The organism is Paenibacillus sp. GCM10027629 (assembly GCF_042676425.1).
In the GTDB taxonomy this organism is placed as follows: Bacteria; Bacillota; Bacilli; order Paenibacillales; family Paenibacillaceae; genus Paenibacillus_K; species Paenibacillus_K terrigena.
Map to the genome: position 1 here is coordinate 130,195 of NZ_JBHTGZ010000017.1, position 22,246 is coordinate 152,440.

Consider the following 22,246-nt stretch of genomic DNA (forward strand, 5'->3'; position numbering starts at 1 on the left):
ATGTATAGAGTATTTATTGTCGATGACGAGCCCTTTATTATCGAGGGCCTATACGATATTATCGATTGGTCCGCGCTTGGTCTCGAGATTGTCGGCCATGCCGAGAACGGACGTAAGGCACTGGATGCGATGCAGCAGACACTCGTCGATATTCTGATTACGGACATTTCGATGCCCGTGATGAATGGCCTTGAACTCATTCGCGGAGCGAGAGAGTTCCACGATGAGCTTAAGGTTATCGTGCTTAGCGGGTTTAATGAGTTCACGTATTTGAAAGAAGGTATGCGTCTCGGGATTGAGAACTATCTGCTCAAACCGATCAATGTCGAGGAGCTGCGTGCAACGCTGCTGAATACCGTTGAGAAGTTGAATACGTTCCGAGAAGAGCGAATGATCACGGAATTCAGCACGCAAATTCTGAAAGACAATACGCTCCATCGCTGGGTCACGAATCAGATCGGTCCCATGGAATTCAAGGAACGGATGGATCTGCTCGATATCACGTTCAATGCACCTTATATTGCGGCCGTCGTATTCAGTCCGGAGAGCAAGCAGCCTGAGGTGTTCGAACTCATTGCAAGACAATTGAAGCATCACAAGACATATAACTGCTTCCGCGATATTGACGGGGATCTAATTTTGCTTGCGTGCATCCAGAATCCTGACGAAGGATTTGCAGAGCTGAAGGCGTGGTTGCAAGAACTGCATGATCGACTCAGTAACTACCATCCGCTTCGGATCTCGATTGGCAGCATGGAATCTCTTCCGCAGCATGCAGGGACAAGCTACCAGAATGCGAAGAAGACGCAGGCTTATTTCTGGATCTATCCAGACCAAGATATGATGGATTATAGTGAACTTCCGATTCGACAGGAGCTTGAACGGGTTGATTTTACATTGGATTGGGCGCAGTATACCAAGCTGCTTATTGCCAAAGACCACGAAGCGCTGCATCAATTGATCCGAGAGGATTTCAGCCGAATTCAGAGTCTCCCGGGCATCATGCCGCACGATGTGCAGAACATTGCTCTTGAAATGATCGTTCGGTTCAAGGTGGAACTGAAAGCGATACGCCATACTGAAGAGACGGATCTGTTCCATGACGCATTCGATCAAGTTCGTACAGCAAGCACGATTGACGATTTGAGTGAAGCCATTCATAGCGTGTGCGATACGGCGGTCGAATTTCTCATCTCCGATGTGAAGAGTCCCGTTGTGCAGCAGGTGCTCAATTACATTCACAAATCGTACGCCGAAGAATTGTCACTCAAGCTAATGGGCCAGCAATATAACATCCATCCCGTGTATTTAGGGCAGTTGTTCCACAAGGAGACGGGCGAAACCTTTACCGAATACATTAATAAATACCGGATTGATAAAGCCAAGGAAATGTTGAAGACCACGCACTTGAAAGTCCACGAAATTGCGCGGAATGTGGGCTATTGGGAGACAGGATACTTCTACAAACAGTTTAAGAAATATGTGGGAATCTCCCCAACGGAATATAAAGGGCTACTCTAAACAATAATTAGAGTAGTCTTTTTTTTCTTTAGTTTGGACATAGATCATTTACTTTGTCGCCTATTTGAAAATGCTTTCATGAGGTACTGTAAATATATCCCCAAACGGGGGTCAGTCATTGAGAAGTACAACAGGAGGGAAACAAAAAATGAGTAAAGTGAGAAAAAGTTTTGTAACAACTTTAGTGCTGATGTTAGCGCTATCATTATCCCTAAGTGCATGCGGGGGCAAAAAAGAAGAGAGCACTGGAACACCTGAGAAACCCGTAGAACTGATCTGGTACACGATCGGTACACCACAAAAAGATGTGGATCGTGTTATGGAAGAGGTTAGCAAATATACAAAAGAGAAAATCGGCGCAACTGTAAAAATGAACATGATCGACTGGGGTGACTACACTCAGAAAATGCAAGTTATGACGGCTTCGGGTACACCGATGGACCTCATGTTCACGTCATCATGGGCATTCGACTATGTACAAAATGCACGTAAAGGCGCATTCCTGCCGATCGATGACCTACTGAAGAATCAAGGAAAAGGCATCGTAGACACACTTGATACGGCATTCCTTGAAGGCTCCAAAGTTGACGGACACAACTACGGTGTTCCTGCGAACAAAGAGCTTCCAGCACAATCCGTATGGCGCTTCAACAAAAACCTTGTTGATAAATACAAATTGAACCTGGATAACGTAGGTTCCCTTGAAAGCCTTGAGCCTTTGCTTAAAACAATCAAAGAAAACGAGCCAGGTACTTATGCGCTTGCAGTAGACAAAACATTTAACCCGATCGTTCCTTTCGATTACATCATCGAGAACATGCCGATGGCGGTTAAAATTGGCGATAAAGATCTGAAAGTCGTTAACATCCTTGAAACACCTGAGATGAAGCAAACGCTTGAAACAATGCACAAATACTACAAAGCAGGTTACATCCCAACAGAAGCTGCAACACTGACTTCCTTGTCTGATGTACAAGCTACAGGTAAATGGTTAACAGATAAAGCAACGAACCAACCGTTCGCAGATAACCTTTGGTCCCAAAGCCTTGGCTACCCTGTCGTATCCAAAGCTGCTAGCCCTGCGTTGATCTACAACTGGTCCGTTATGGGTTCGATGCAAGCGATCTCTGCGAACTCGAAATATCCTGAGAAAGCAATGGAGTTCTTGAACTTGCTCAATACTGACCCTGTTCTTCGTAACATGATCGATTCCGGTATCGAAGGCGTTCACTACAAAAAAGTAGGCGACGATGCGATGGAAAACTTGCCAGAATCCAAGAACTACGATATGCCGACATTCTCCCTTGGTAACGTAATGCTCACATACCGTGACAAGAACGACCCTGAGAACAAATGGGACGAGTTCAAAAAATTCAACGATTCGGGTGAAAAAGCACCGCTTCTAGGATTCAACTTCGATCCATCCAAAGTAACAACAGAAATCGCAGCAGTACAAAACGTTAAAGAAGAATTCTGGGCATCGCTTATGACAGGAACTGTGGATCCAGATAAATTCATTCCACAAGCAACTGCGAAATTCAAAGCTGCTGGCTTAGATAAAATTATTGCTGAAGCACAAAGTCAAGTGGATGCTTGGAAAGCAACGAAGAAATAAACGTCACAAGATATAAATGAATTGGGCGGATGTTGATCATTCGCCTAATTCATTCTCAACTTTGATTCGAGAGGTGATCGTATGAAAAGGATCGGCGGATTCTTCAAGGATATCAATAAGAATAAAGTACTTCTGCTGATGGCTTTGCCGGCGACCTTATGGTTCCTGTTCTTCTCCTATTTGCCAATGGCCGGGGTTGTTATTGCATTTAAGGAATACCGTAACAGCCGTGATGGGTTCTGGGCAAGTATTGTAGACAGCAAGTGGGTAGGATGGGATAACTTTAAGTTCTTATTTAGCACCAATGATGCCTATATCATTACGCGTAACACATTATTGTATAACATCTTTTTCATTATTGTCGGTCTAGTGCTTGCGGTAACGATGGCGATTATTCTCGCTGAGATTACGAACAAAAAGCTTGCAAAAGTGTATCAGACCGGTATGTTCCTGCCTTATTTCTTATCTTGGGTTATTGTTGGTTATTTCGTGTTCAGTTTCTTGAGCTTTGATAAAGGGATGATCAATCAAATCGGCAGTTGGTTCGGCGCAGAGCCAACACAATGGTATACCGAGAAAGCATACTGGCCATTTATCATTATTCTAGTCTTCCTATGGAAGTCCGTTGGGTATAACAGCGTTGTGTATTTAGCGGCGATCATGGGGATTGATAAATCACTCTATGAGGCGGCAATGATCGACGGGGCTAGCAAATGGCAGCAAATTCGCAACATTACTCTCCCAATGCTTAAACCGCTGATGACCATTCTAACATTGCTTGCAATTGGACGTATCTTCTATGCAGACTTTGGTCTCTTTTATCAAGTACCAAGAGATTCGGGTGCACTCTACTCTGTCACGAACGTTATCGATACGTACGTATACCGCGGTCTCAAAGCAACAGGTGAGATTGGCATGAGTACAGCAGCAGGATTATATCAATCAGTGATCGGATTTACGCTTGTTATTGTCTCGAACTGGATCGTTCGCAAATGGGACAAGGACAACGCATTATTCTAAGGATCGCCTTGGAAGGAGGAAATGGTTATGTCGACAAAAGCGCTTAAATCGCGTGATTTTCATAAATTACCCGCCGGGTTAAATGTCGTGTTTAATATTATAGCTGGGTTGTTCGCCTTTGCCTGCGTCTTCCCGTTCTTATTCGTTACCATCATCTCGTTCACGGACGAGCAAACTCTTGCGGCGAACGGGTATAGTATCTTCCCAGAGAAATGGAGTCTTGACGCTTACCGTTATCTATTCAAAGCAGGAGATCAGTTGTTTCGTTCCTACGGGATTACCATTACCGTTACGATTATAGGTACACTCGTCAGCTTGATTCTAACGGCAACATTTGCTTATGCGATTTCCCGCAAAAGCTTCAAATATCGTAATTTCTTCGGCTTCTTTGCCTTCTTTACGATGTTATTCAACGGTGGACTTGTTCCGACGTATATCGTTGTAACGCAATTGCTTGGCATGAAGGATACACTGCTTGCGCTAATCCTGCCGATGGCAGGGAACGCCTTCTATATTATGATTATGCGAACCTTCTTCGTCACCTCGGTGCCAGAAGCCATTATTGAATCCGGGAAAATTGACGGTGCAGGCGAGTTCGGAATTTTCTGCCGACTTATTCTACCGTTGTCATTACCGGGTCTTGCAACCATCGGACTATTCAGTACATTAGGATACTGGAATGACTGGTTCAACGCGTTGCTGTATATTGATAATCCGGATCTTGTACCACTGCAATCGATGCTTATGCGGATCGAGAACAGTATGCAGTTCCTTCTACAGAATACGAATAATCCATCCTTGGGTGCGGGCATAATGCAATCCTTGCCAGCGGATACATCACGGATGGCGATGGTCGTACTCGCGACTGGGCCGATTATCTTCGCTTATCCATTCTTCCAACGTTATTTCATTCAAGGTCTAACGATTGGTGCGGTAAAAGAGTAAAAATTGTGTGTTCAAAAAGTCAACTTTTCTACTTGGAAATCTTCGTAATGTAAAGGTGACTTTTTGAACTACCTCTTAAAAGACTGGGGGAAACTTACCATGGAACAATTCAGATTGCCTAAAATTCCGATGCCGGAGCTAAAGCTGCCGCAAGCGATTCAAGAAGTGATTCAAGAAGCAGAAGAGAAGCTCGCGCATCGTCCGAAGCTTTTGCAATTATTCAAGAACTGCTTCCCGAACACACTGGAGACGACAACGAAATTAATGGAAGATGGAACGACATTCGTCATTACGGGTGATATTCCAGCTTCATGGCTGCGGGATTCCGTTGAGCAAGTGATCCATTATGTCCCGTTCGCAAAGGAAGATGCGGATCTACAACGCATCTTGAGCGGCTTGATTAAGCGCCATATCAACTACATTCACATCGATCCGTATGCGAATGCGTTCAACGAATCGGCGAATGACTGGCACTGGAACAAGGCAGACATCACGGAAATGTCCCCTTGGGTGTGGGAGCGCAAGTTCGAGATTGACTCCCTTTGCTTCTCGATGCGTCTTGCTTATATGTACTGGAAAGAAACAGAGCTGACGGACATCTTCGATGCAGGCTTCAAGTCGGCGATGCGTAAGATTTACGACTTGTTCAAGACGGAACAACGCCATTTCGAATTGTCGCCTTACCGTTTCACGCGGGATAACGGGATTCCTGAGGATTCCTTGCGCAATAACGGGCTTGGCATGCCGGTGAACTACACAGGTATGGTATGGTCGGGCTTCCGTTCTAGCGATGATGCGTGCGATTTCCACTACAACATTCCAGGCAACATGTTCGCAGTAGTTGCCCTTCGTCACATGCAAGAGTTCGCAGAGTGGGTGTTCCGCGATATGGACTTCTTGAAAGAACTGAAAGACCTGGAAAAGGATATCGACCACGGGATTCAGTTGTACGGTATCTACCGTCATCCAGAGTTTGGACCGATTTATGCTTATGAGACAGACGGTTTTGGCAACCATTGCCTGATGGATGATGCGGGTACGCCTGGCTTGATGTCGATTCCTTACCTTGGATATGTCGGTGCAGATGATCCGATCTATCAGAATACAAGAAGATTTGCATTATCCAAAGAGAACCCGTTCTACTTCGAAGGAAAAGCAGCGAAAGGGATCGGAAGTCCACACACGCCTAAAGATTACATCTGGCACATGGCTTTGTCGATGCAAGGGATTACGGCAACGACGAAGGAAGAGAAGCTCGAGATGATCGCGATGTTAGAAAACACAGATGCAGATACAGGCTACATGCATGAAGGATTCCATGCGGATGATCCGAGTGTCTTCACACGTAAATGGTTCGCTTGGTCGAACAGCTTGTTCTCGCAGTTGGTGTACAAGGCGATGAAAGAAGGCATTCTATGAGCCGTCAAGTCATCGTATTCTATGATCCAACTTTCCCAAGTCCGTCTGCGCTAGAGGAAATTAGCGCGGCGGAACTTGGTCAGGTCGGAACGGTTGTAGATAGCGAGGGGCTTGCTGAAGCCCTTCGTTCATCTGCATCAGGGTGCTTCGTGAATATGCACGCACCATATTTCCCGAAAGCGGCATGGCCTGCGATTCTTGAATTCTTACGTCAAGGTGGCGGGCTTGTTAGCATTGGTGGTGCACCGTTTAAATTTCCGGTACGGAAAGAGTCTGGCAGCTGGGTTATTGAGCCGGAGCAAACGGCGTATCATCAGCAGTTATACATTCATGAAATACTGCGTGTCGATGCGAAGTTAACAACGCTTACGGCACTTTATTCCATTCCATTGCTGCGTGGTCAGGAATCTTTATTCGAAATCGATCAGACCTGGAATCTCGTGCCGCATACGACGAAGAATGCCGACTTGCCTCAGCAAATGGGCTCTGCTGGTACGATGAGTACGCAGATTTATCCGCTCCTGAAGGCGGTTAGCCAAGAGGGACGCGAGATTGCGGCACCTGTTGTCCTATGGGAGAATGTTCGCGGCGAGTTCGGTGGTTCACGTTGGTTATTCGTGAATGCACCGCTTACTGCACGCTTCTTCGATGAAGGCGGTTTGGCAGCACTCGCGACGTGGACGCAATTCTGTGCGAAGGATGTTACAGAATTTTGGATCAAACCGAATTATGCGACATATGAGCCAGGTGAGCACGCGGTATTAACCCTGCAAGCACAACGTATTGAACGTTTCGTTCATTTTGACAAGCGTTTTGAATCCATGAAGATTGATCTTGCAGTTGAACGCGAAGACGCAAGTGATCGCTGGGAGAATTCGCTTATATTAGAAGTAACACGTGAGATTGAGTATCTTCGCATTCCAGTTCCGCTCGAAATCAACAGCGGACATTATCGTGTGACTTGCACCATTACAATGGAAGACGGCGAAGTACGCGTGCTTCGTCAAGGCTTCTGGGGTAACGATGAAGCGTTATTGACAGCTGGCAGTCCAATCAAGAGTGGAAGAGATTATTTTGAGAAGGACGGGCGGCCGCTGCCAATCGTCGGCATGACATACATGACGAGCGATGTGGCGCGAAAATTCTTGTTCCTGCCTAATACCGATGTATGGGATCGGGACATGGGACAGATGGCGAAAGCCGGCATCAACTGGATTCGTACGGGCATTTGGACGGCATATCGAAACGTGATGCAAGTGGACGGACACGCTTCGGAGGAAGTGCTGCGTGCAATTGATGCCTTCTTCTTAACTGCGAAGAAACACAATTTACAAGTCACATTTACTTTCTTCTCGTTTACACCGGAGACGTGGGAAGGGGCCAACCCTTATCTCGATCCACAGAGTGTGGAAGCGCAGAAACGCTTCATTCGTTCCATCGTATCGCGCCATAAGGCGACGACGCATGTGGATTGGGACCTGATCAACGAGCCTTCCATGTTCGAACCGGAATTGATCTTCTCCGAAGGACCGCGTTCTTGCGGAGACCGCTTCGAGAAGGAAGCCTTCACCCAGTGGCTTGAACAGCGTCATGAGCGGATCGAAGATTTGCAGAAGCGCTGGAATATGACGCCGGAGCAGCTTCCGAGCTTCGCGGCTGCGGTCATTCCGGGTCCGAAAGAGATTAACTTCGACGTACAAGATATGCATCAAGGCAAAAAAGGAACGCGTTGGCTCGATTATTGCTTGTTCTCGATGGATATGCATAATCGTTGGGCGAAGGCGTTATACGATACCATTAAGGACATCGTGCCGGATCATCTTGTGACGGTAGGTCAGGATGAAGCGCTCGGCGCACAGCGTCCATCTCCATTCTTCTATGAAGAAGCCGTGGATTATACAACAGTTCACTCCTGGTGGTTGAATGATTATCTCATCTGGGACGGTATCTTCGCCAAGACCGCGAATAAGCCGAATGTCATTCAGGAGACAGGCATCATGTATGTCGAGAATCCGGATGGCCGTGCGAAACGCAGCGAGCAAGAACTACGTAGCTTGTTGGAACGCAAGTATGCTTATGCATTCGCGACAGGAGGTGCAGGTGCGATTCACTGGATCTGGAATACGAACTTCTACATGGATAATGCGAATGAATCCCATATTGGGGCCCTCCGTGCAGATGGTACAGAGAAACCGGAAGCGGATGTATCCTATCATTTCGGACAATTCATGGGCGAGATTCGGGACTTGTTCCAAGATCGCGCGTTGGAGGAGATTGTTGCGGTATTCCCGTATTCGAATGACTTCTCGAATCGCAAACTTGCGTTCGATGCGACGACACGGTTAACGCGTGTATTGTCTTATCAATTGAATTTGCCATTCCGTGCGGTATCCGAGTACCATTTAGAGGCACTAGAGCAGAACCCGGCAAGATTAATTATTCTGCCAAGTGCGCATAACTTCGAGGATGCGGCATGGGCGAAGCTGATCGACATGGTGGAGAACACGGGTGCAACGATGCTTGTTACGGGTCCGATTGGCCTGAATGCCTACTGGCAAGAATCCGATCGTTTGACGGATTTGCTCGGTAAAGGCGAGCTGCGTAATGTTCGCCGCGAAGAGATGCTCCATCTCGGTGGCAAGGCGATTCCGGTATCCTTCGGTCATCGTCGTATCGCAGAAGTAAGCAAAGAAGTGCGCGGTGAAACGGGCAACGATGCCGTTATCGATGTACAGATTGGTCAAGGCCGCTTGATCTGGAGTCCACTCCCGATTGAATTGAATGAACGCACAGATTCCATAGCCGAGCTCTATCGATACGCGGTGGAAGCTGCAGGCTGCAAGCAAGACATGGCGTGGCTGCAAGGCGGAGATCTCGCAGGTGTCTATGGACGCAAGCTGCGGTTCAAGGACGGATTCTTATATATTTTCGTATCGGAATATGCCTTGGATACGACGATCCAAGTGAAAGATATCGACACGAGCAAGACTTATCAATTTACATTAGCACAGGAAAGATCGGTGCTGTTCGCGACGGATGCGACAGGACAGATCATATCAGTTTACCGTCCGCATGAGGTGGATATTCAGGTAAGCGAAGAATAGGGGGAACAGCCATGACGAAGAAGAGAACAGCCCACATCGTTTCGCATACGCACTGGGATCGGGAGTGGTACTTGCCATACGAGAAGCATCATGTGCGTCTTGTCAAATTAATGGATACATTGCTCGATAAGTTGGATCAAGATCCGGAATATCGCAGCTTCTTCTTGGACGGACAGACAATTATTATTGAAGACTATTTGCAAGTACGACCAGATCAGAGAGATCGTCTTGCGAAGTTCATTCGCGATGGACGTATTCTTATCGGTCCATGGTACATCCTGCAGGATGCGTTCTTAACGAGCGGTGAGGCAAACGTACGCAACATGCAAGTCGGACATCAAGACGCGTTACGTTATGGAAATGTATCCAAAGTGGGTTACTTCCCGGATACATTCGGCCTTGTCGGTCAGACACCGCAATTAATGCAGCAATCCGGTATTCAGAACGCGTTCTTCGGGCGCGGTGTGAAACCAACGGGCTTCAACAATACGGTTGCAGACGGTAATTATGAATCGTCCTTCTCGGAATTGCAATGGGTTGGACCGGACGGGTCGAAGGTACTCGGCATCTTGTTCGCGAACTGGTATTCGAACGGGAACGAAGTCCCTGCCGATCCGGAAAAAGCTAAAGAATACTGGGATAGAAAGCTCGCAGATGCGGAGAAATATGCATCGACAAACGAGCTGCTCTATATGAACGGATGCGATCATCAGCCGATCCAATTGGATCTGCCAGAAGCGATTCGCGTCGCTCGCGAGCAATATCCAGATACTTCGTTCATTCACTCGAATTTCATCGATTATCTCAATGCGCTGGAGCGTGCGGTAGATCGTGATCTCTCCGAGGTTCATGGCGAGCTTCGCAGTCAACGTACAGACGGCTGGGGTACGCTTGTCAATACAGCATCTGCGCGTGTTTATCTGAAGCAAATGAATCAGCTTGGTCAAATGATGCTGGAGAAAGTGGCAGAGCCGCTTGCATCGATGGCACATTTGGCGGGCGTGGGTGAAGCCTATCCGCATCACTTGTTCACTTATGCTTGGAAGACTTTAATGCAGAATCACCCGCATGACAGCATTTGCGGCTGTAGTGTGGATGAGGTGCACCGCGAGATGGTGGCGCGCTTCGATAAGAGCCGTCATGTCGCAGAGTCGATTGTAGACGATGTGAAACAAGCGATTGCAGACAACATCGATACATCCAGCTTCGTGAAGTATGGCGAAGAAGGACGTCCAGTCGTTGTATTCAATACAACGGGATGGGAACGCACAGGCGTTGTGACGATCACGGTGGATGCCGAACGTCTCTACTTCCGCGACGGATACACCTTGGAAGAAGCGACAGATCGGATTCGCAATCTGGATATTACAGGCCGTGTACTCGTGGATACGGAAGGCAATGTCATTCCTTGCACGGTAGAAGATCTTGGCCTTCAATTCGGCTATGATCTACCGGATGATGCATTCCGTCAGCCGTACATGTGCCGCCAAGTGAAGCTGACATTCGAAGCTTCGAAGGTGCCAGCGATGGGCTTAACGACCTATGCTTGGGTTCGACAAGCTGGGGCAGTCGTACCGGAAACATCGTTATTAAGCGGCGAACGGACCATGGAGAATGAAGGACTTAAGGTCGAGATCGCTGAGGATGGCTCGTTCACATTAACGGATAAGAAATCCGGTCGTACGTACCGTGATCTGGGTGTGTATGAGAATACAGGCGATATCGGTAACGAATATATGTTCAAGCAGCCAACAGGCGAGACGGCTCTAACGACGAAAGGCTTGTCCGCAGAGATTCGCGTTGTTGAAGATACACCATACCGCGCGTCTGTTGAAGTAACACATCATTGGGAGATTCCGGCATCTGCGGATGAATTGCTCGATGTTGAACAGCATGCATGCGTGTATTATCCGAATCGTAAGTCACAGCGTTCTAATGTGATGGTTCCATTCACGATTCGCACGGTCATTAGCTTGAACAAGAGCGGTAAAGGCGTAGAGATCGAAGCTTCCTTCAACAACCAAGCGAAGGATCACCGCGTACGCGCATTGTTCCCGACCGACTTGAGCACGAATGTCCATCATGTGGATTCCATGTTCGAAATTCCGGTTCGTGACAATGAGCCGGCTGAAGAATGGGACAACCCAAGCAATACGCAGCATCAGCAAGCTTTTGTTGATGTATCCGAGGCTGGAGCAGGCCTTACGGTTGCGAACTTCGGACTCAACGAATACGAAGTATTGCGTGATGGTCGCAACACGATTGCGGTAACACTGCTTCGCTCGGTTGGCGAGCTTGGCGATTGGGGTTACTTCCCGACGCCAGAAGCGCAATGTATTGGTGAGCATACCGTGCGTATGGAAGTGATTCCTCATAACGGCGACGGCATCAAGTCTGGTGCTTATGCGGAAGCGTATCAGTTCCAAGTGCCTTGGACCGTAGCACAGACCGGTGTTCACGACGGAGCGATGACTGCGACGTTCGCACCATACACATTCGAGAATACAGAGCTTGCGTTCTCCTCGATGAAATTGCATGAAGGCTCGGGCAACTTAATGCTGCGTTGGTTCAATATGAGCCGCGAAGCAACAACGCTGGATCTTGCGTACCACTTGCCATTCGACAATGCGTTCAAGAGTAACATCTTGGAAGAGCGCGGGGCTCGGATCGAGCAGAACGATGCAGGACAAATGTCCTTAGCAGTAGGTCCATGCGAGATTGTTACCGTAGGTATCACAAGCAAATAACGGATTATATTCGTAGATCAAAGGTCGTGTTTCACTCTTATTTCAGGGTGAAATGCGGCCTTTTTTGATTGCACGTGAGTGGATGTTCAATATTACGACATGCCCAGTATCATTTCTTGCATAGAAATGGTCGGGTTATATTTTGTGCAAATCTGGTATTTGAGGAAAACCTTGAGCCGAGTAGGGTTCGATGCTATATTAATAGAGTCCTTTCTAGGCAGCATCTTCAGCAGACCATAGGAGTCCTCGCGCTCTTATAGATAGTTTCACAACAACTAAAGTTCTGAGGGGTGACAGCATGAACATTCTCATCGTAGAGGACGATGATTCGATTCGCAATGTATTACAGTCGTATCTCATTAACGAAGGTTGGACGGTACATACTTCCGAAGATGGCAATGATGCGCTTCAGAAAATTTACAATTTTAAGTTTGATCTACTGCTGCTGGATTTGATGATACCGGGTGTATCGGGAGAGGAAATTTGTAAGCAAATTCGCAAATTCTCGAATATTCCAATCATTATGATCACGTCTAAGGCGCAAGAAATGGATACGATTAACGGTCTGAATCTAGGGGCGGACGACTACATTACGAAGCCGTTCCGAATGAAAGAAGTGATCGCGCGAATCCGTGCCATCCAGCGCCGAATGAATATGTTCCCCGTGAATAATCAGACCGTGATGCGGTTCAATCGGGGCAATCTCGTGATTAATTTCGAGTCGAAAGAAGTCTATGTGAATTCCAAGCCGGCCAATCTGACGATTACCGAGTTCAAATTGCTCAGTGTGCTGGTAAAGAATCCGAACAAGCTCTATACGAGGCAAGAGCTGTCTTATGAAGTGCAAGGGTATCGGGATATCGGCGATGGACGAACGACCGATACGCATATTAAGAATATCCGGAAGAAGATCGAAGAGGATCACAAAAATCCGGTGTACATCGTGACCAAAATTGGAGGCGGTTACAAGTTCTCCTATCATTCGGATGAGGGGTTCTAATGGGCAAATACGGGATCCTGCGAAGAACACAGTTCATGCTGTTCTTCACACTCATGATGACATCGATTCTTCTGATGTTGACGGCGGGACTGTTCCTAACCCTCACCTGGAATGAATCGTTAACGGCGTATAAGAAGCAAGTGATTCGAGATCAGACGCATAAAATGGCTTTCACTCTCCGATCAAATCTCGAACCGGGGATCCTCTCGAAGGAGCAGACGGAATGGATGCGGAAGGCTGTCAATATCTATGCCATGCATGTGCGCTATTATGGACCGGACCATCAGAGCGTTCTCTTTGATTCAGTCCCCAAATCGCATAAATGGGCCGTGCCGTACACGGTGAGTGTACCGATTTCGGTTAATGGGGTACTGCTCGGTTATTTGGATACGTTCGTTGATTTGAACAATGTACAGCATATTCCTTATTTGGCTTTTCTGGCGAATAATCTTGTTCATCAGAATAAGGGAAGCGTTTTCTTCGTGATCCTCATATCGATTCTTGTTAGTTATGGTGTGGCACGATGGTTATCGAGGTCCTTACGGACAAGCGGGAAGATGGCGGAGCTCATTACGAGCGGAGATCGCGACATTGTCATCCCTACGGTGGGTATGAAGGAGCTTGATCAGCTCACGAATGCCATCAATACGTTATCCGCAGATTTCACGAAGCAAGAGACGTGGCGCAAACAGTCGATGCAGGATTTGACGCATGAATTGCGGACGCCGCTTACTTCAATGCTTTCACGTATGGAAGCGTTGATTGACGGCATTTATCCGGTGAATGAAGAGAATTTGAATCGGATTTATGCAGAGATTGATCGTCTATGCCGGTTGGTGGATGAGGTGGAGAAGCTATCTGAGGCCGAAGGTGCGAGATTCCAACTGGTCATGCAGCAGGTCGATTTGCGCGAACTCGTGAAGGACGTCTATGAGAACATGATCTTTCTCGTCAAAGATAAGGGCATTACGTTCCATCTGCATCACTTGCATGTTCCATGTCCAGTCCGCGTAGATGCGGACCGCCTCATCCAAGTGATCACCAATGTCATATCGAACGCGATTAAATATACGCCGACGGGCGGAACGATAGCGGTAGGCCTCTCGGTAAAGGATGCGCATACCGTTACGATGTACTGCACCGACAGCGGAATTGGCATTTCGGAGCAAGACCTTCCGCTTATTTTCAATCGATTCTATCGTGCGGACAAAGCTCGTTCACGCGGTACGGGAGGGATCGGCGTCGGCTTAAGCATCGCCAAAGCATTGATCGAGGCCCACGGGGGAACGATTGATGCGGAGAGCGAGCTGGGTGAAGGTTCAACGTTCCGGCTGCATTTGCCGCTTGCGAAGTCGATTCATTAACACATCATTGTCATGGAGGTAGATCATGCTGCTTCAACGTGCATTTGTCCAGATCCTTCGATATCCGCTGTTGATTCTATGTCCTATCATTTTGGATCTTATCGCTTATTTGCTCGGCGAGGCGTTGGTAGGTTTTATCGGTACATCGTCTCTATCGTATCGACTTATTCTTGAGATGGGATTGCCGTCGGTCAGCCATTTAATCAATATTCCATTACTGCCGAATCAACTCCAATTTATGAACATCCCTGGCGTACCGACCATCGGCTGGGCCGCTGTGGTGCTGATGCTGCTCTTGATGACCTTTGCGCAGGGCGGATATATTGGTATACTTCGGCAAGCATCGTCCGGTGAGCCAGCATCGATCAGGGGATTTATACGGGAGGGCAAGGTCTATTGGATCCGGTTTATTTTCCTTTATCTGATGATCATGTTCGCCAAGACGGCAGTCACGACACTTCTAGTGATGTTGTTCCAAGGGATTGGATTGTTCCTATCGTTATTGGTCTTCATCGTGCTGCGCATTCTATTTATCTATCTCGAATTTACGATTGTGGTTAATCGATCCCAGCTGGATGCAGCCCTCCGGCGCAGCAGAGAATACTTCAAGCAATCCAGAATGAAGACGATGTTGCTTGTGTTTTGTTTATTCGTCGCATCGGGGCTGTTGAGTACGCTCATTCACCAGCTATGGAGCCCGTATGCGATCCTCGCTGGCATCGTGTTCGGCGCTTACGTGGTATCGGTGATTCAGCTTGCATTGATGATGGTGTTGAGTCAGGTGCGAGCGCAATTGGAATCTGAATAGGATTGCATGTAAAGGTTGTCCCCCCTGTAAGCTATGGAATATCGCGGGGGCGGCCTTTTGTGTTGTCTTTGAGAAGGTTTTGTAAGAACGCTTATCGCGCTACAGGGCGATGAAGTCGTTCTTCTGGGTAGGTATCTTGCCCTTCCAGCTAGTGCCTCACGTCTACAGTGGATCTATGCAACATAGAAGCTCTTTTTCCACTCCATTCCGCAGCTATGTAGGATCGTAGCAATATAGCTGGCCGAAATGGCTCGTTGTTTCCCTCAAACACGAGAACTTAGTGTGAAAAATCCAGTATAGAAGCTGCGTTGCAGTCAATTCGAGGTTCTATGCTGCGAAAATCCACTATAGCCCTTCTCACCCCCAGGCACGACGACGAGTGGGTGTAATGAGATAGAACCCCGCACCAACGTAGCATGCAAGGGGATGGGCAGGGGGTGGAGAAGCGATAGCGTCCGCCTTTAAAAAACGTGTGAACACCGCTACATATCGTTCAATCCACACGTTTTTTAACAGCGGGTGGAGCCCCCTGCCCATCCCCTCCCCCGTGCTCCAACATAACGGGTATTCGCCCACTATCATCCCGCTCGTTGTCCCATCTTCACACGAAATCCACAACAATCACACACTACGCTCACAGTAAAATTGTTAGTATCAAGTTATATAGATATGCACATCTATAGCCTAGGAGGGGTATCATGTCGAGAATCGTGTTTAATCATGTACACAAGCGCTATGGAAAATATCAGGAATATGCAGTGAAGGATTTCAATCTGGATGTGAAGGATCAAGAGTTTCTCGTCTTCGTAGGCTCTTCGGGATGCGGGAAATCAACAACCTTGCGTATGCTCGCAGGGCTTGAGGATGTATCTGAAGGTGAAATTTATATTGGCGATACAATTGTGAACGATATACCTCCCAAGGAACGGGATATTTCAATGGTGTTCCAGAACTATGCGCTATATCCGAACATGTCCGTATATGAGAATATTGCCTTCGGACTACGGATGCGGAAGCTTCCGAAGCATGAGATTGATCTCGCTGTGAAGCGGGCGGCACGCGTACTCGAAATCGAGAATTTCCTCGATCGTAGACCGAAGGAATTATCCGGGGGTCAACGCCAACGGGTTGCGCTCGGGCGAGCGATCGTTCGAACCCCGCAAGCCTTCTTGATGGATGAGCCGTTGTCGAACTTGGATGCGAAGCTCCGCGTATTGATGCGCTCCGAAATTGTCAGCTTACATAAGAAAATCGGCGTGACGACGATCTATGTCACGCATGATCAGATCGAGGCGATGACGATGGGCGACCGGATCGTGGTCATGGAGAAAGGGATCGTGCAGCAGGTGGATACACCAGAACGCGTCTATAATCACCCGGCCAATCTATTCGTCGCTAAATTTATCGGGAACCCGCCGATGAACTTTATTCAGGGCAAATTGCAAGAGAATAATGGTTTTCTCGAATTCCACACGAACCGATTTTCGCTGCAATTGACGGAGCGCCAGGCGTCGCAATTAAGAAAACTTAACCTTGTCGACCGTGTGGTGATTCTCGGAATTCGCCCAGAGAATATCAGCTTCGAGGAAATTATGCTCGAGACGTACCCGCATTCGATCGTGAACGGCATTATGGAGCTAAGCGAGTTCGTCGGGTCGGATCGTTATTATCATATGGATATCGGAATGGATAAGCGGTTCGTGGCGCGGGCGCATCCACGCTACCACTTCGATGATGGCATGCGCGCATCGGTAGCGGTGGATATGAACAAAGCGCTATTTTTCCACAAAGAGACTGAGATTTTATTAACGGATTAATGGAGGGAGACAGATGGCAAAACGATGGTACAAGGTTGTTAGCTACCCCTTGATCATCATGATTCTTTCTGTGGCTGTACTTGGTGTAGCAGGTTTTCCGCGTCATTCGGACGGAGAACAAGCACAAGCCGACCCCTCAGAAATCATGAGCAATAGCCTCTCACATGATCCTTACTTCTATGAAGTGAAGAAGCAATGGGAGAAAGATCAGGTTCCAGTGGGAACGAAGGAAATATCAATCGATTTGAAATCGATTGCGAACCAATCGCCAGATGCGTCCATTCAGATCGGCTCCTATCAAGGGGAGAATGATGTGCTGCTGTGGTCTAAGCCAAGAGGCTGGATCGAGTATGAAGTGGATGTGGCGCAGGAAGGTCTCTACGAAATGGCAGCCGAATACTTCCCATTCACGGAGGAGGATGGCGGCAGCAAGCAGCCAGTCATGATGACAGTCCAGCTCAATGGCAAATTCCCTTATCGGGAAGCGCACTCGATCTCACTCGAACGTGAATTCGTCGACCAGAAGCCGGAGAAGTTCGATGCAGACGGGAATCAGCTGCGTTCACTGCTGAACGAGATCACAGGCTGGAAGAGCAAGGTGATACAGGACTCCCAGAATGCTTATGCGACACCACTCTTATGGCATTTGCAGAAGGGAAAAAATACGATTCGCATCTCGGTGCTTCGTCAGCCGATGGCCTTGAAATCGATTCGTTTGCAAGCGCCTTCAACCCTTCCATCTTACGAAGAGGTAAGTAAAGCATACCCATCCAGATCAACGACCGCGCAGAACATCATCGCACTTGAAGCTGAGAACTTTACAACCAAAAACTCATCATCCATTCAAACGCAATATGATCGAAGTCCATTAACAACGCCGAAGTCATTAGACCTCGTGAGCTTCAATACAATCGGCGGAACGGTCTGGTACAAAGGAGGGCAAGCGGTATCATGGGATTTCGATGTGCCGGAAGATGGCCTCTACAAGATCGCTTTCCGCGTCAAACAGAACTTCCGCAAAAACCTGTCAGCATTTCGAACGATCTCCATCGACGGTCAGATTCCATTCAAGGAGCTCGCCAACTATCCTTTCGCCTATCACTCGGATTGGTATGGGGCTGCGCTCGAGCAAGAAGAAAATAAGCCGTTCACGTTCTATCTGACAAAAGGTAAACACGCGATCAAGCTTGAAGCAGGCTATGAGCCTTATGTACCGATGCTTGTCCTAATCGATCAAATGTCCGCGGAAATTCGAGATATTTCGCAGGAAATTCGCATTGCTACAGGCAACAGTGAAGATGAATATCGGGTATGGGATGTAGCACGGGATATTCCGGGCATCACCGATCGCTTGCAGCGCCTGAAGCAGCAATTCGAAGCGCTAACCGCACAGATGGATCAGATCAATCATGAGACCAATAGTGTGTCGCAGACGTTCCGAACATCGGTGCAGGATCTGAAGGATTTGCTCGATAAACCGAACGAAATTCCATACAGCCAACTAACCATCGGGTCACTGCAAGAGAAGCTGGAGTCGCAGCGGTCACAATTGATGGACAGTCAATTACAAATCGATAAACTGTATATCGCACCGCTTGAGGCGGAATTACCGCGCATGGAAGCGGGGTTCTTCGAGAAAGTAGGCGGCATGTTCGCATCGCTATACTACTCGTTCACAGCGGATAACCAGATAAGTAAACAGAATGATCAAGAGCTTAACGTCTGGATGTTCAAAGGACGAGATTACGTGGATGAACTGCAGCAGCTTGCAGACGAGAAATTCACACCGGAGTCTGGTATTCGCGTGAAGGTGAATCTTATCCAATCGGCAGACTTGCTCGTTCTTGGTAAAGCAGCGGGCATCCTCCCAGATGTTGCTATCGGGGTATCGAATACTTCGATCTTCGATTTGGCCTTGCGTCACGCAGCGCTTGATCTGAATACGATGCCGGGAGCCGACAAGCTTGTCTCCAGCTTCCATCCAGGCGCGATGCTTCCATACCGCTATGACGGCGGGGTCTACGGGATTCCGGAGACGACCAACTTCAAAGTGCTGTTCTATCGCAAAGATATTCTGAAGCAGCTCGGGCTTACCGTTCCGAATACATGGGATGATGTCTATGCGATGCTCCCTACGCTGCTCCAGAACGAGAGTAACTTCTATGTCGATCCGGCAGACTTCTCCTATCTGTTCTTCCAGAACGGGGTAGAGCTCTATAAGCAGGATGGGCTATCGACAGCACTCGGCGAGCCGCAGGCTTTCGAAGCGTTCAAGAAGTGGACGGATCTATTTAATGTATATGGATTAGAACGCCAAGTTGCCAGCTTCTACAACCAGTTCAGAGATGGAACATTGCCGATTGGCATAGCCGATTTCAACCAATACATGCAATTGCTCGTCGCTGCTCCGGAAATATTGAACGAATGGGGTATCGCGCCGATTCCGGGTACGAAGCAAGCAGATGGGACAATTGCAAGATGGTCTGGGGGTTCAGGCATTACCCCAACTGCCAGTGTCTTGTTCAACGATACGCCCAAAGAAAAACAAAACTTGGCATGGAAGTTCCTTGAGTGGTACATGTCGGATGAGATCCAGACCGAGTATGGTCTGAATCTGGAGCAATACCGCGGCGAGGCGTTCCGGTGGAATTCAGCGAACGTGAATGCTTTTGTCAATATGCCATGGAAGACGGAAGATTTGCAGGCCATTCTTGAACAGTGGAAATGGATTAAAGATATTCCGAACGTTCCCGGTGGATATATGACGCTGCGAGAGCTCGGGTTTGCTTGGAACCGCGTCACGATTGACGGTGAGAATGTACGGATATCCCTGGAGAAAGGGATTAAAGAAATCAATCGGGAACTGAAGCGCAAGCAGCAGGAGTTCAACTTCATCGATAGGGACGGCAATATCATCAAGAAACTAGATCTTCCCACAGTGACAGAACCATGGAAGGGAGCGGAAGTACATGTCGACTAGAACACCGATCCTTTCTGATCATCCAAGTCCAGCACCGGCTGGACTTGGCGAGACGAAGAGCAAATTATCGCAGAAGCTGCGTTATTTATTAAGTGAGATATGGAAGTTCCGGCTGTCCTATTTGTTCATCCTTCCATTCCTTGTGTTGTTCGTGATTTTCATCCTGATCCCAGTCGTTGCCGGCGTCCTGCTCAGCTTCACATACTTCAACGCGATTGAGTTCCCATCGTGGAGAGGATGGATGAACTATCAGAATCTCTTCTCGCAGGATATCGTATTTTTGCAGCATGTCCTGCCTAACTCATTTAAATTTGCGTTGTTCGTCGGCCCGATCGGTTATATCTTCGCCTTTGTTCTGGCGTGGTTAATCGCTCAATTGCCATCTACGCTCAGAACCTGGTATGCCTTAGCCATGTATGCTCCTTCTTTATCCGCAGGGGTAGCGATGACGGTTGTATGGACGGTAATGTTCACGGGCGATCGGTCCGGTTATATCAATAGCTTCCTGCTCAAATGGGGACTCATTGATAAGCCGTTATACTTCCTGATCGATAAGGATTATTTGCTCAATATTATGATCGTGATTTCAATCTGGTCCAGTATGGGGATCGGCTTCCTCGCGATCCTGGCGGGTATTCTTAATGTGGATAAACAATTGTATGAAGCCGGGAGAATCGACGGCATTTCGAGTCGATTGCAGGAAGTGTGGTACATCACGATCCCGATGATGAAGCCGCAGATGCTGTTCGCAGCCATTATGTCGATCGTTCACACACTCAAATCGGGGGGCCTAGGCTCGACGCTGACGGGAAGCAATCCAACGCCGAACTATGCCGGACAGCTTATGATTGATCACATCGGGGACTTCGGCTTTATACGTTTTGAACTGGGTTACGCCAGTGCCATTTCCATCGTGCTGCTCATCATGTGCTTCCTGCTGAGCAAGCTGTTCTGGAAGCTGTTCGGACCGAAGGAGGATGAATGATGCAAGAGATCCAAATGATGACGACCAAGCGGACGTGGACTGCGAAATGGCAGGATTTTGTCTTCGCAGTCCGGCAGGTGGACCGAACACAGATTGGGATCGCGATCGGGTTAACCCCACTGGCTATCTTCATGCTGCTGCCGCTCTTCTATATCTTTAACCATGCGTTCAAGCCGCTGCATGAATTGTTCTTATTCCCTCCGACCTTCGTGGTGAGAGAACCGACCATCCAGAACTTCTCGGAGCTGCTTGCCTTGACGGAATCGACGGTTGTGCCTGTCGCGAGATATATCTTCAACAGTATCGTCGTGACGTTCTTAGCTACGCTTGGAATGGTAATCTTCGGAGCGATGTGCGCCTATCCGCTTGCCAAACATAAATTTCCGGGTTCCAAAATCGTCTTCGGCTTAGTGCTGACCTCGCTCTTATTCGCGACGGAAGCGATTGCGATTCCTCGATTCGTCGTCGTGCAGAGCCTTGGGATTATGAATACCTATTGGGGGCATGTACTGCCGATGATCGCGATGCCTGTCGGGGTATTCCTCCTGAAGCAGTTCATGGATCAAGTTCCGAATGAATTGATCGAAGCGGCCAAAATTGACGGCGCACCGGAATTTTTCATTTTCCTGCGTATCGTTATTCCAATTGTGTCGCCAGCAATGGCTACGATCACGATTCTGGCGTTCCAATCGGCTTGGGGAAATGCAGAGACTTCAACCTTGTTCATGCAGGATGACGCAATGAAGACACTTCCTTTCTATATGGGGACGTTAACGTCGAACTTAGCCAATTCGGTGGCAAGGCAAGGAGCGGCGGCGGCTGGTGCATTGATTATGTTCATTCCATCCTTGCTTGTGTTCTTAGTCTCCCAACGGAAGGTCATTACAACGATGGCGCATTCGGGGATTAAATAAGCGATAG

14 protein-coding genes are annotated in these 22,246 nt (G+C 48.0%); all 14 read left to right on the plus strand.

Translation table 11 applies throughout. The annotated features are described in order from the left end of the window. Positions 1-1,521 (plus strand): response regulator, encoded by a 1,521-nt coding sequence (locus tag ACFQZR_RS26245; RefSeq protein ID WP_379351308.1) that lies wholly within the window; start codon positions 1-3, stop codon positions 1,519-1,521. A gap of 148 nt (positions 1,522-1,669) precedes the next feature. Next, entirely contained in the window at positions 1,670-3,136 is a 1,467-nt protein-coding gene (locus ACFQZR_RS26250; RefSeq protein ID WP_379351309.1) for an ABC transporter substrate-binding protein, read from the plus strand. Between the two features lie 81 nt (positions 3,137-3,217). Beyond that, the gene (locus tag ACFQZR_RS26255; protein WP_018757449.1) at positions 3,218-4,156 is read left to right on the plus strand and encodes an ABC transporter permease; all 939 of its coding nucleotides are present in this window, start codon (positions 3,218-3,220) and stop codon (positions 4,154-4,156) included. Between the two features lie 27 nt (positions 4,157-4,183). Further along, the gene (locus ACFQZR_RS26260) at positions 4,184-5,101 is read left to right on the plus strand and encodes a carbohydrate ABC transporter permease (RefSeq protein WP_379351310.1); all 918 of its coding nucleotides are present in this window, start codon (positions 4,184-4,186) and stop codon (positions 5,099-5,101) included. A gap of 99 nt (positions 5,102-5,200) precedes the next feature. Further along, positions 5,201-6,520, plus strand: coding sequence for a glycoside hydrolase family 125 protein (locus ACFQZR_RS26265; protein WP_379351311.1), 1,320 nt, complete (start codon positions 5,201-5,203; stop codon positions 6,518-6,520). Beyond that, positions 6,517-9,624, plus strand: a complete 3,108-nt coding sequence (locus ACFQZR_RS26270) for a beta-galactosidase (protein ID WP_379351462.1) — start codon at positions 6,517-6,519, stop codon at positions 9,622-9,624. Before ACFQZR_RS26265 ends, ACFQZR_RS26270 begins: the two co-directional genes overlap by 4 nt. Positions 9,625-9,635: 11 nt before the next feature. Continuing rightward, positions 9,636-12,371, plus strand: coding sequence for an alpha-mannosidase (locus ACFQZR_RS26275; RefSeq protein WP_379351312.1), 2,736 nt, complete (start codon positions 9,636-9,638; stop codon positions 12,369-12,371). Between the two features lie 298 nt (positions 12,372-12,669). After that, positions 12,670-13,371: a response regulator transcription factor gene (locus ACFQZR_RS26280; protein ID WP_379351313.1), complete on the plus strand. Its 702-nt coding sequence runs from the start codon at positions 12,670-12,672 to the stop codon at positions 13,369-13,371. Next, entirely contained in the window at positions 13,371-14,735 is a 1,365-nt protein-coding gene (locus tag ACFQZR_RS26285; protein WP_379351314.1) for a sensor histidine kinase, read from the plus strand. Before ACFQZR_RS26280 ends, ACFQZR_RS26285 begins: the two co-directional genes overlap by 1 nt. A 25-nt stretch (positions 14,736-14,760) precedes the next feature. After that, on the plus strand, positions 14,761-15,543 hold the full coding sequence (locus ACFQZR_RS26290) for a hypothetical protein (protein WP_379351315.1): 783 nt from the start codon (positions 14,761-14,763) through the stop codon (positions 15,541-15,543). Between the two features lie 698 nt (positions 15,544-16,241). Further along, entirely contained in the window at positions 16,242-17,360 is a 1,119-nt protein-coding gene (locus tag ACFQZR_RS26295) for an ABC transporter ATP-binding protein (RefSeq protein ID WP_018757458.1), read from the plus strand. A gap of 13 nt (positions 17,361-17,373) precedes the next feature. Next, positions 17,374-20,340, plus strand: coding sequence for an extracellular solute-binding protein (locus ACFQZR_RS26300; RefSeq protein ID WP_379351316.1), 2,967 nt, complete (start codon positions 17,374-17,376; stop codon positions 20,338-20,340). Beyond that, positions 20,330-21,325, plus strand: coding sequence for a carbohydrate ABC transporter permease (locus ACFQZR_RS26305; RefSeq protein WP_379351317.1), 996 nt, complete (start codon positions 20,330-20,332; stop codon positions 21,323-21,325). The genes ACFQZR_RS26300 and ACFQZR_RS26305 overlap by 11 nt, the downstream gene beginning before the upstream one ends. Next, entirely contained in the window at positions 21,325-22,239 is a 915-nt protein-coding gene (locus ACFQZR_RS26310; protein ID WP_379351463.1) for a carbohydrate ABC transporter permease, read from the plus strand. Before ACFQZR_RS26305 ends, ACFQZR_RS26310 begins: the two co-directional genes overlap by 1 nt. Positions 22,240-22,246 lie beyond the last annotated feature (7 nt).

Bases quoted from the DNA above. Each gene is read 5' to 3' on its own strand.
- ACFQZR_RS26245 (WP_379351308.1), top strand. From the start codon at position 1: ATGTATAGAGTATTTATTGTCGATGACGAGCCCTTTATTATCGAGGGC.
- ACFQZR_RS26250 (WP_379351309.1), top strand. From the start codon at position 1,670: ATGAGTAAAGTGAGAAAAAGTTTTGTAACAACTTTAGTGCTGATGTTA.
- ACFQZR_RS26255 (WP_018757449.1), top strand. From the start codon at position 3,218: ATGAAAAGGATCGGCGGATTCTTCAAGGATATCAATAAGAATAAAGTA.
- ACFQZR_RS26260 (WP_379351310.1), top strand. From the start codon at position 4,184: ATGTCGACAAAAGCGCTTAAATCGCGTGATTTTCATAAATTACCCGCC.
- ACFQZR_RS26265 (WP_379351311.1), top strand. From the start codon at position 5,201: ATGGAACAATTCAGATTGCCTAAAATTCCGATGCCGGAGCTAAAGCTG.
- ACFQZR_RS26270 (WP_379351462.1), top strand. From the start codon at position 6,517: ATGAGCCGTCAAGTCATCGTATTCTATGATCCAACTTTCCCAAGTCCG.
- ACFQZR_RS26275 (WP_379351312.1), top strand. From the start codon at position 9,636: ATGACGAAGAAGAGAACAGCCCACATCGTTTCGCATACGCACTGGGAT.
- ACFQZR_RS26280 (WP_379351313.1), top strand. From the start codon at position 12,670: ATGAACATTCTCATCGTAGAGGACGATGATTCGATTCGCAATGTATTA.
- ACFQZR_RS26285 (WP_379351314.1), top strand. From the start codon at position 13,371: ATGGGCAAATACGGGATCCTGCGAAGAACACAGTTCATGCTGTTCTTC.
- ACFQZR_RS26290 (WP_379351315.1), top strand. From the start codon at position 14,761: ATGCTGCTTCAACGTGCATTTGTCCAGATCCTTCGATATCCGCTGTTG.
- ACFQZR_RS26295 (WP_018757458.1), top strand. From the start codon at position 16,242: ATGTCGAGAATCGTGTTTAATCATGTACACAAGCGCTATGGAAAATAT.
- ACFQZR_RS26300 (WP_379351316.1), top strand. From the start codon at position 17,374: ATGGCAAAACGATGGTACAAGGTTGTTAGCTACCCCTTGATCATCATG.
- ACFQZR_RS26305 (WP_379351317.1), top strand. From the start codon at position 20,330: ATGTCGACTAGAACACCGATCCTTTCTGATCATCCAAGTCCAGCACCG.
- ACFQZR_RS26310 (WP_379351463.1), top strand. From the start codon at position 21,325: ATGCAAGAGATCCAAATGATGACGACCAAGCGGACGTGGACTGCGAAA.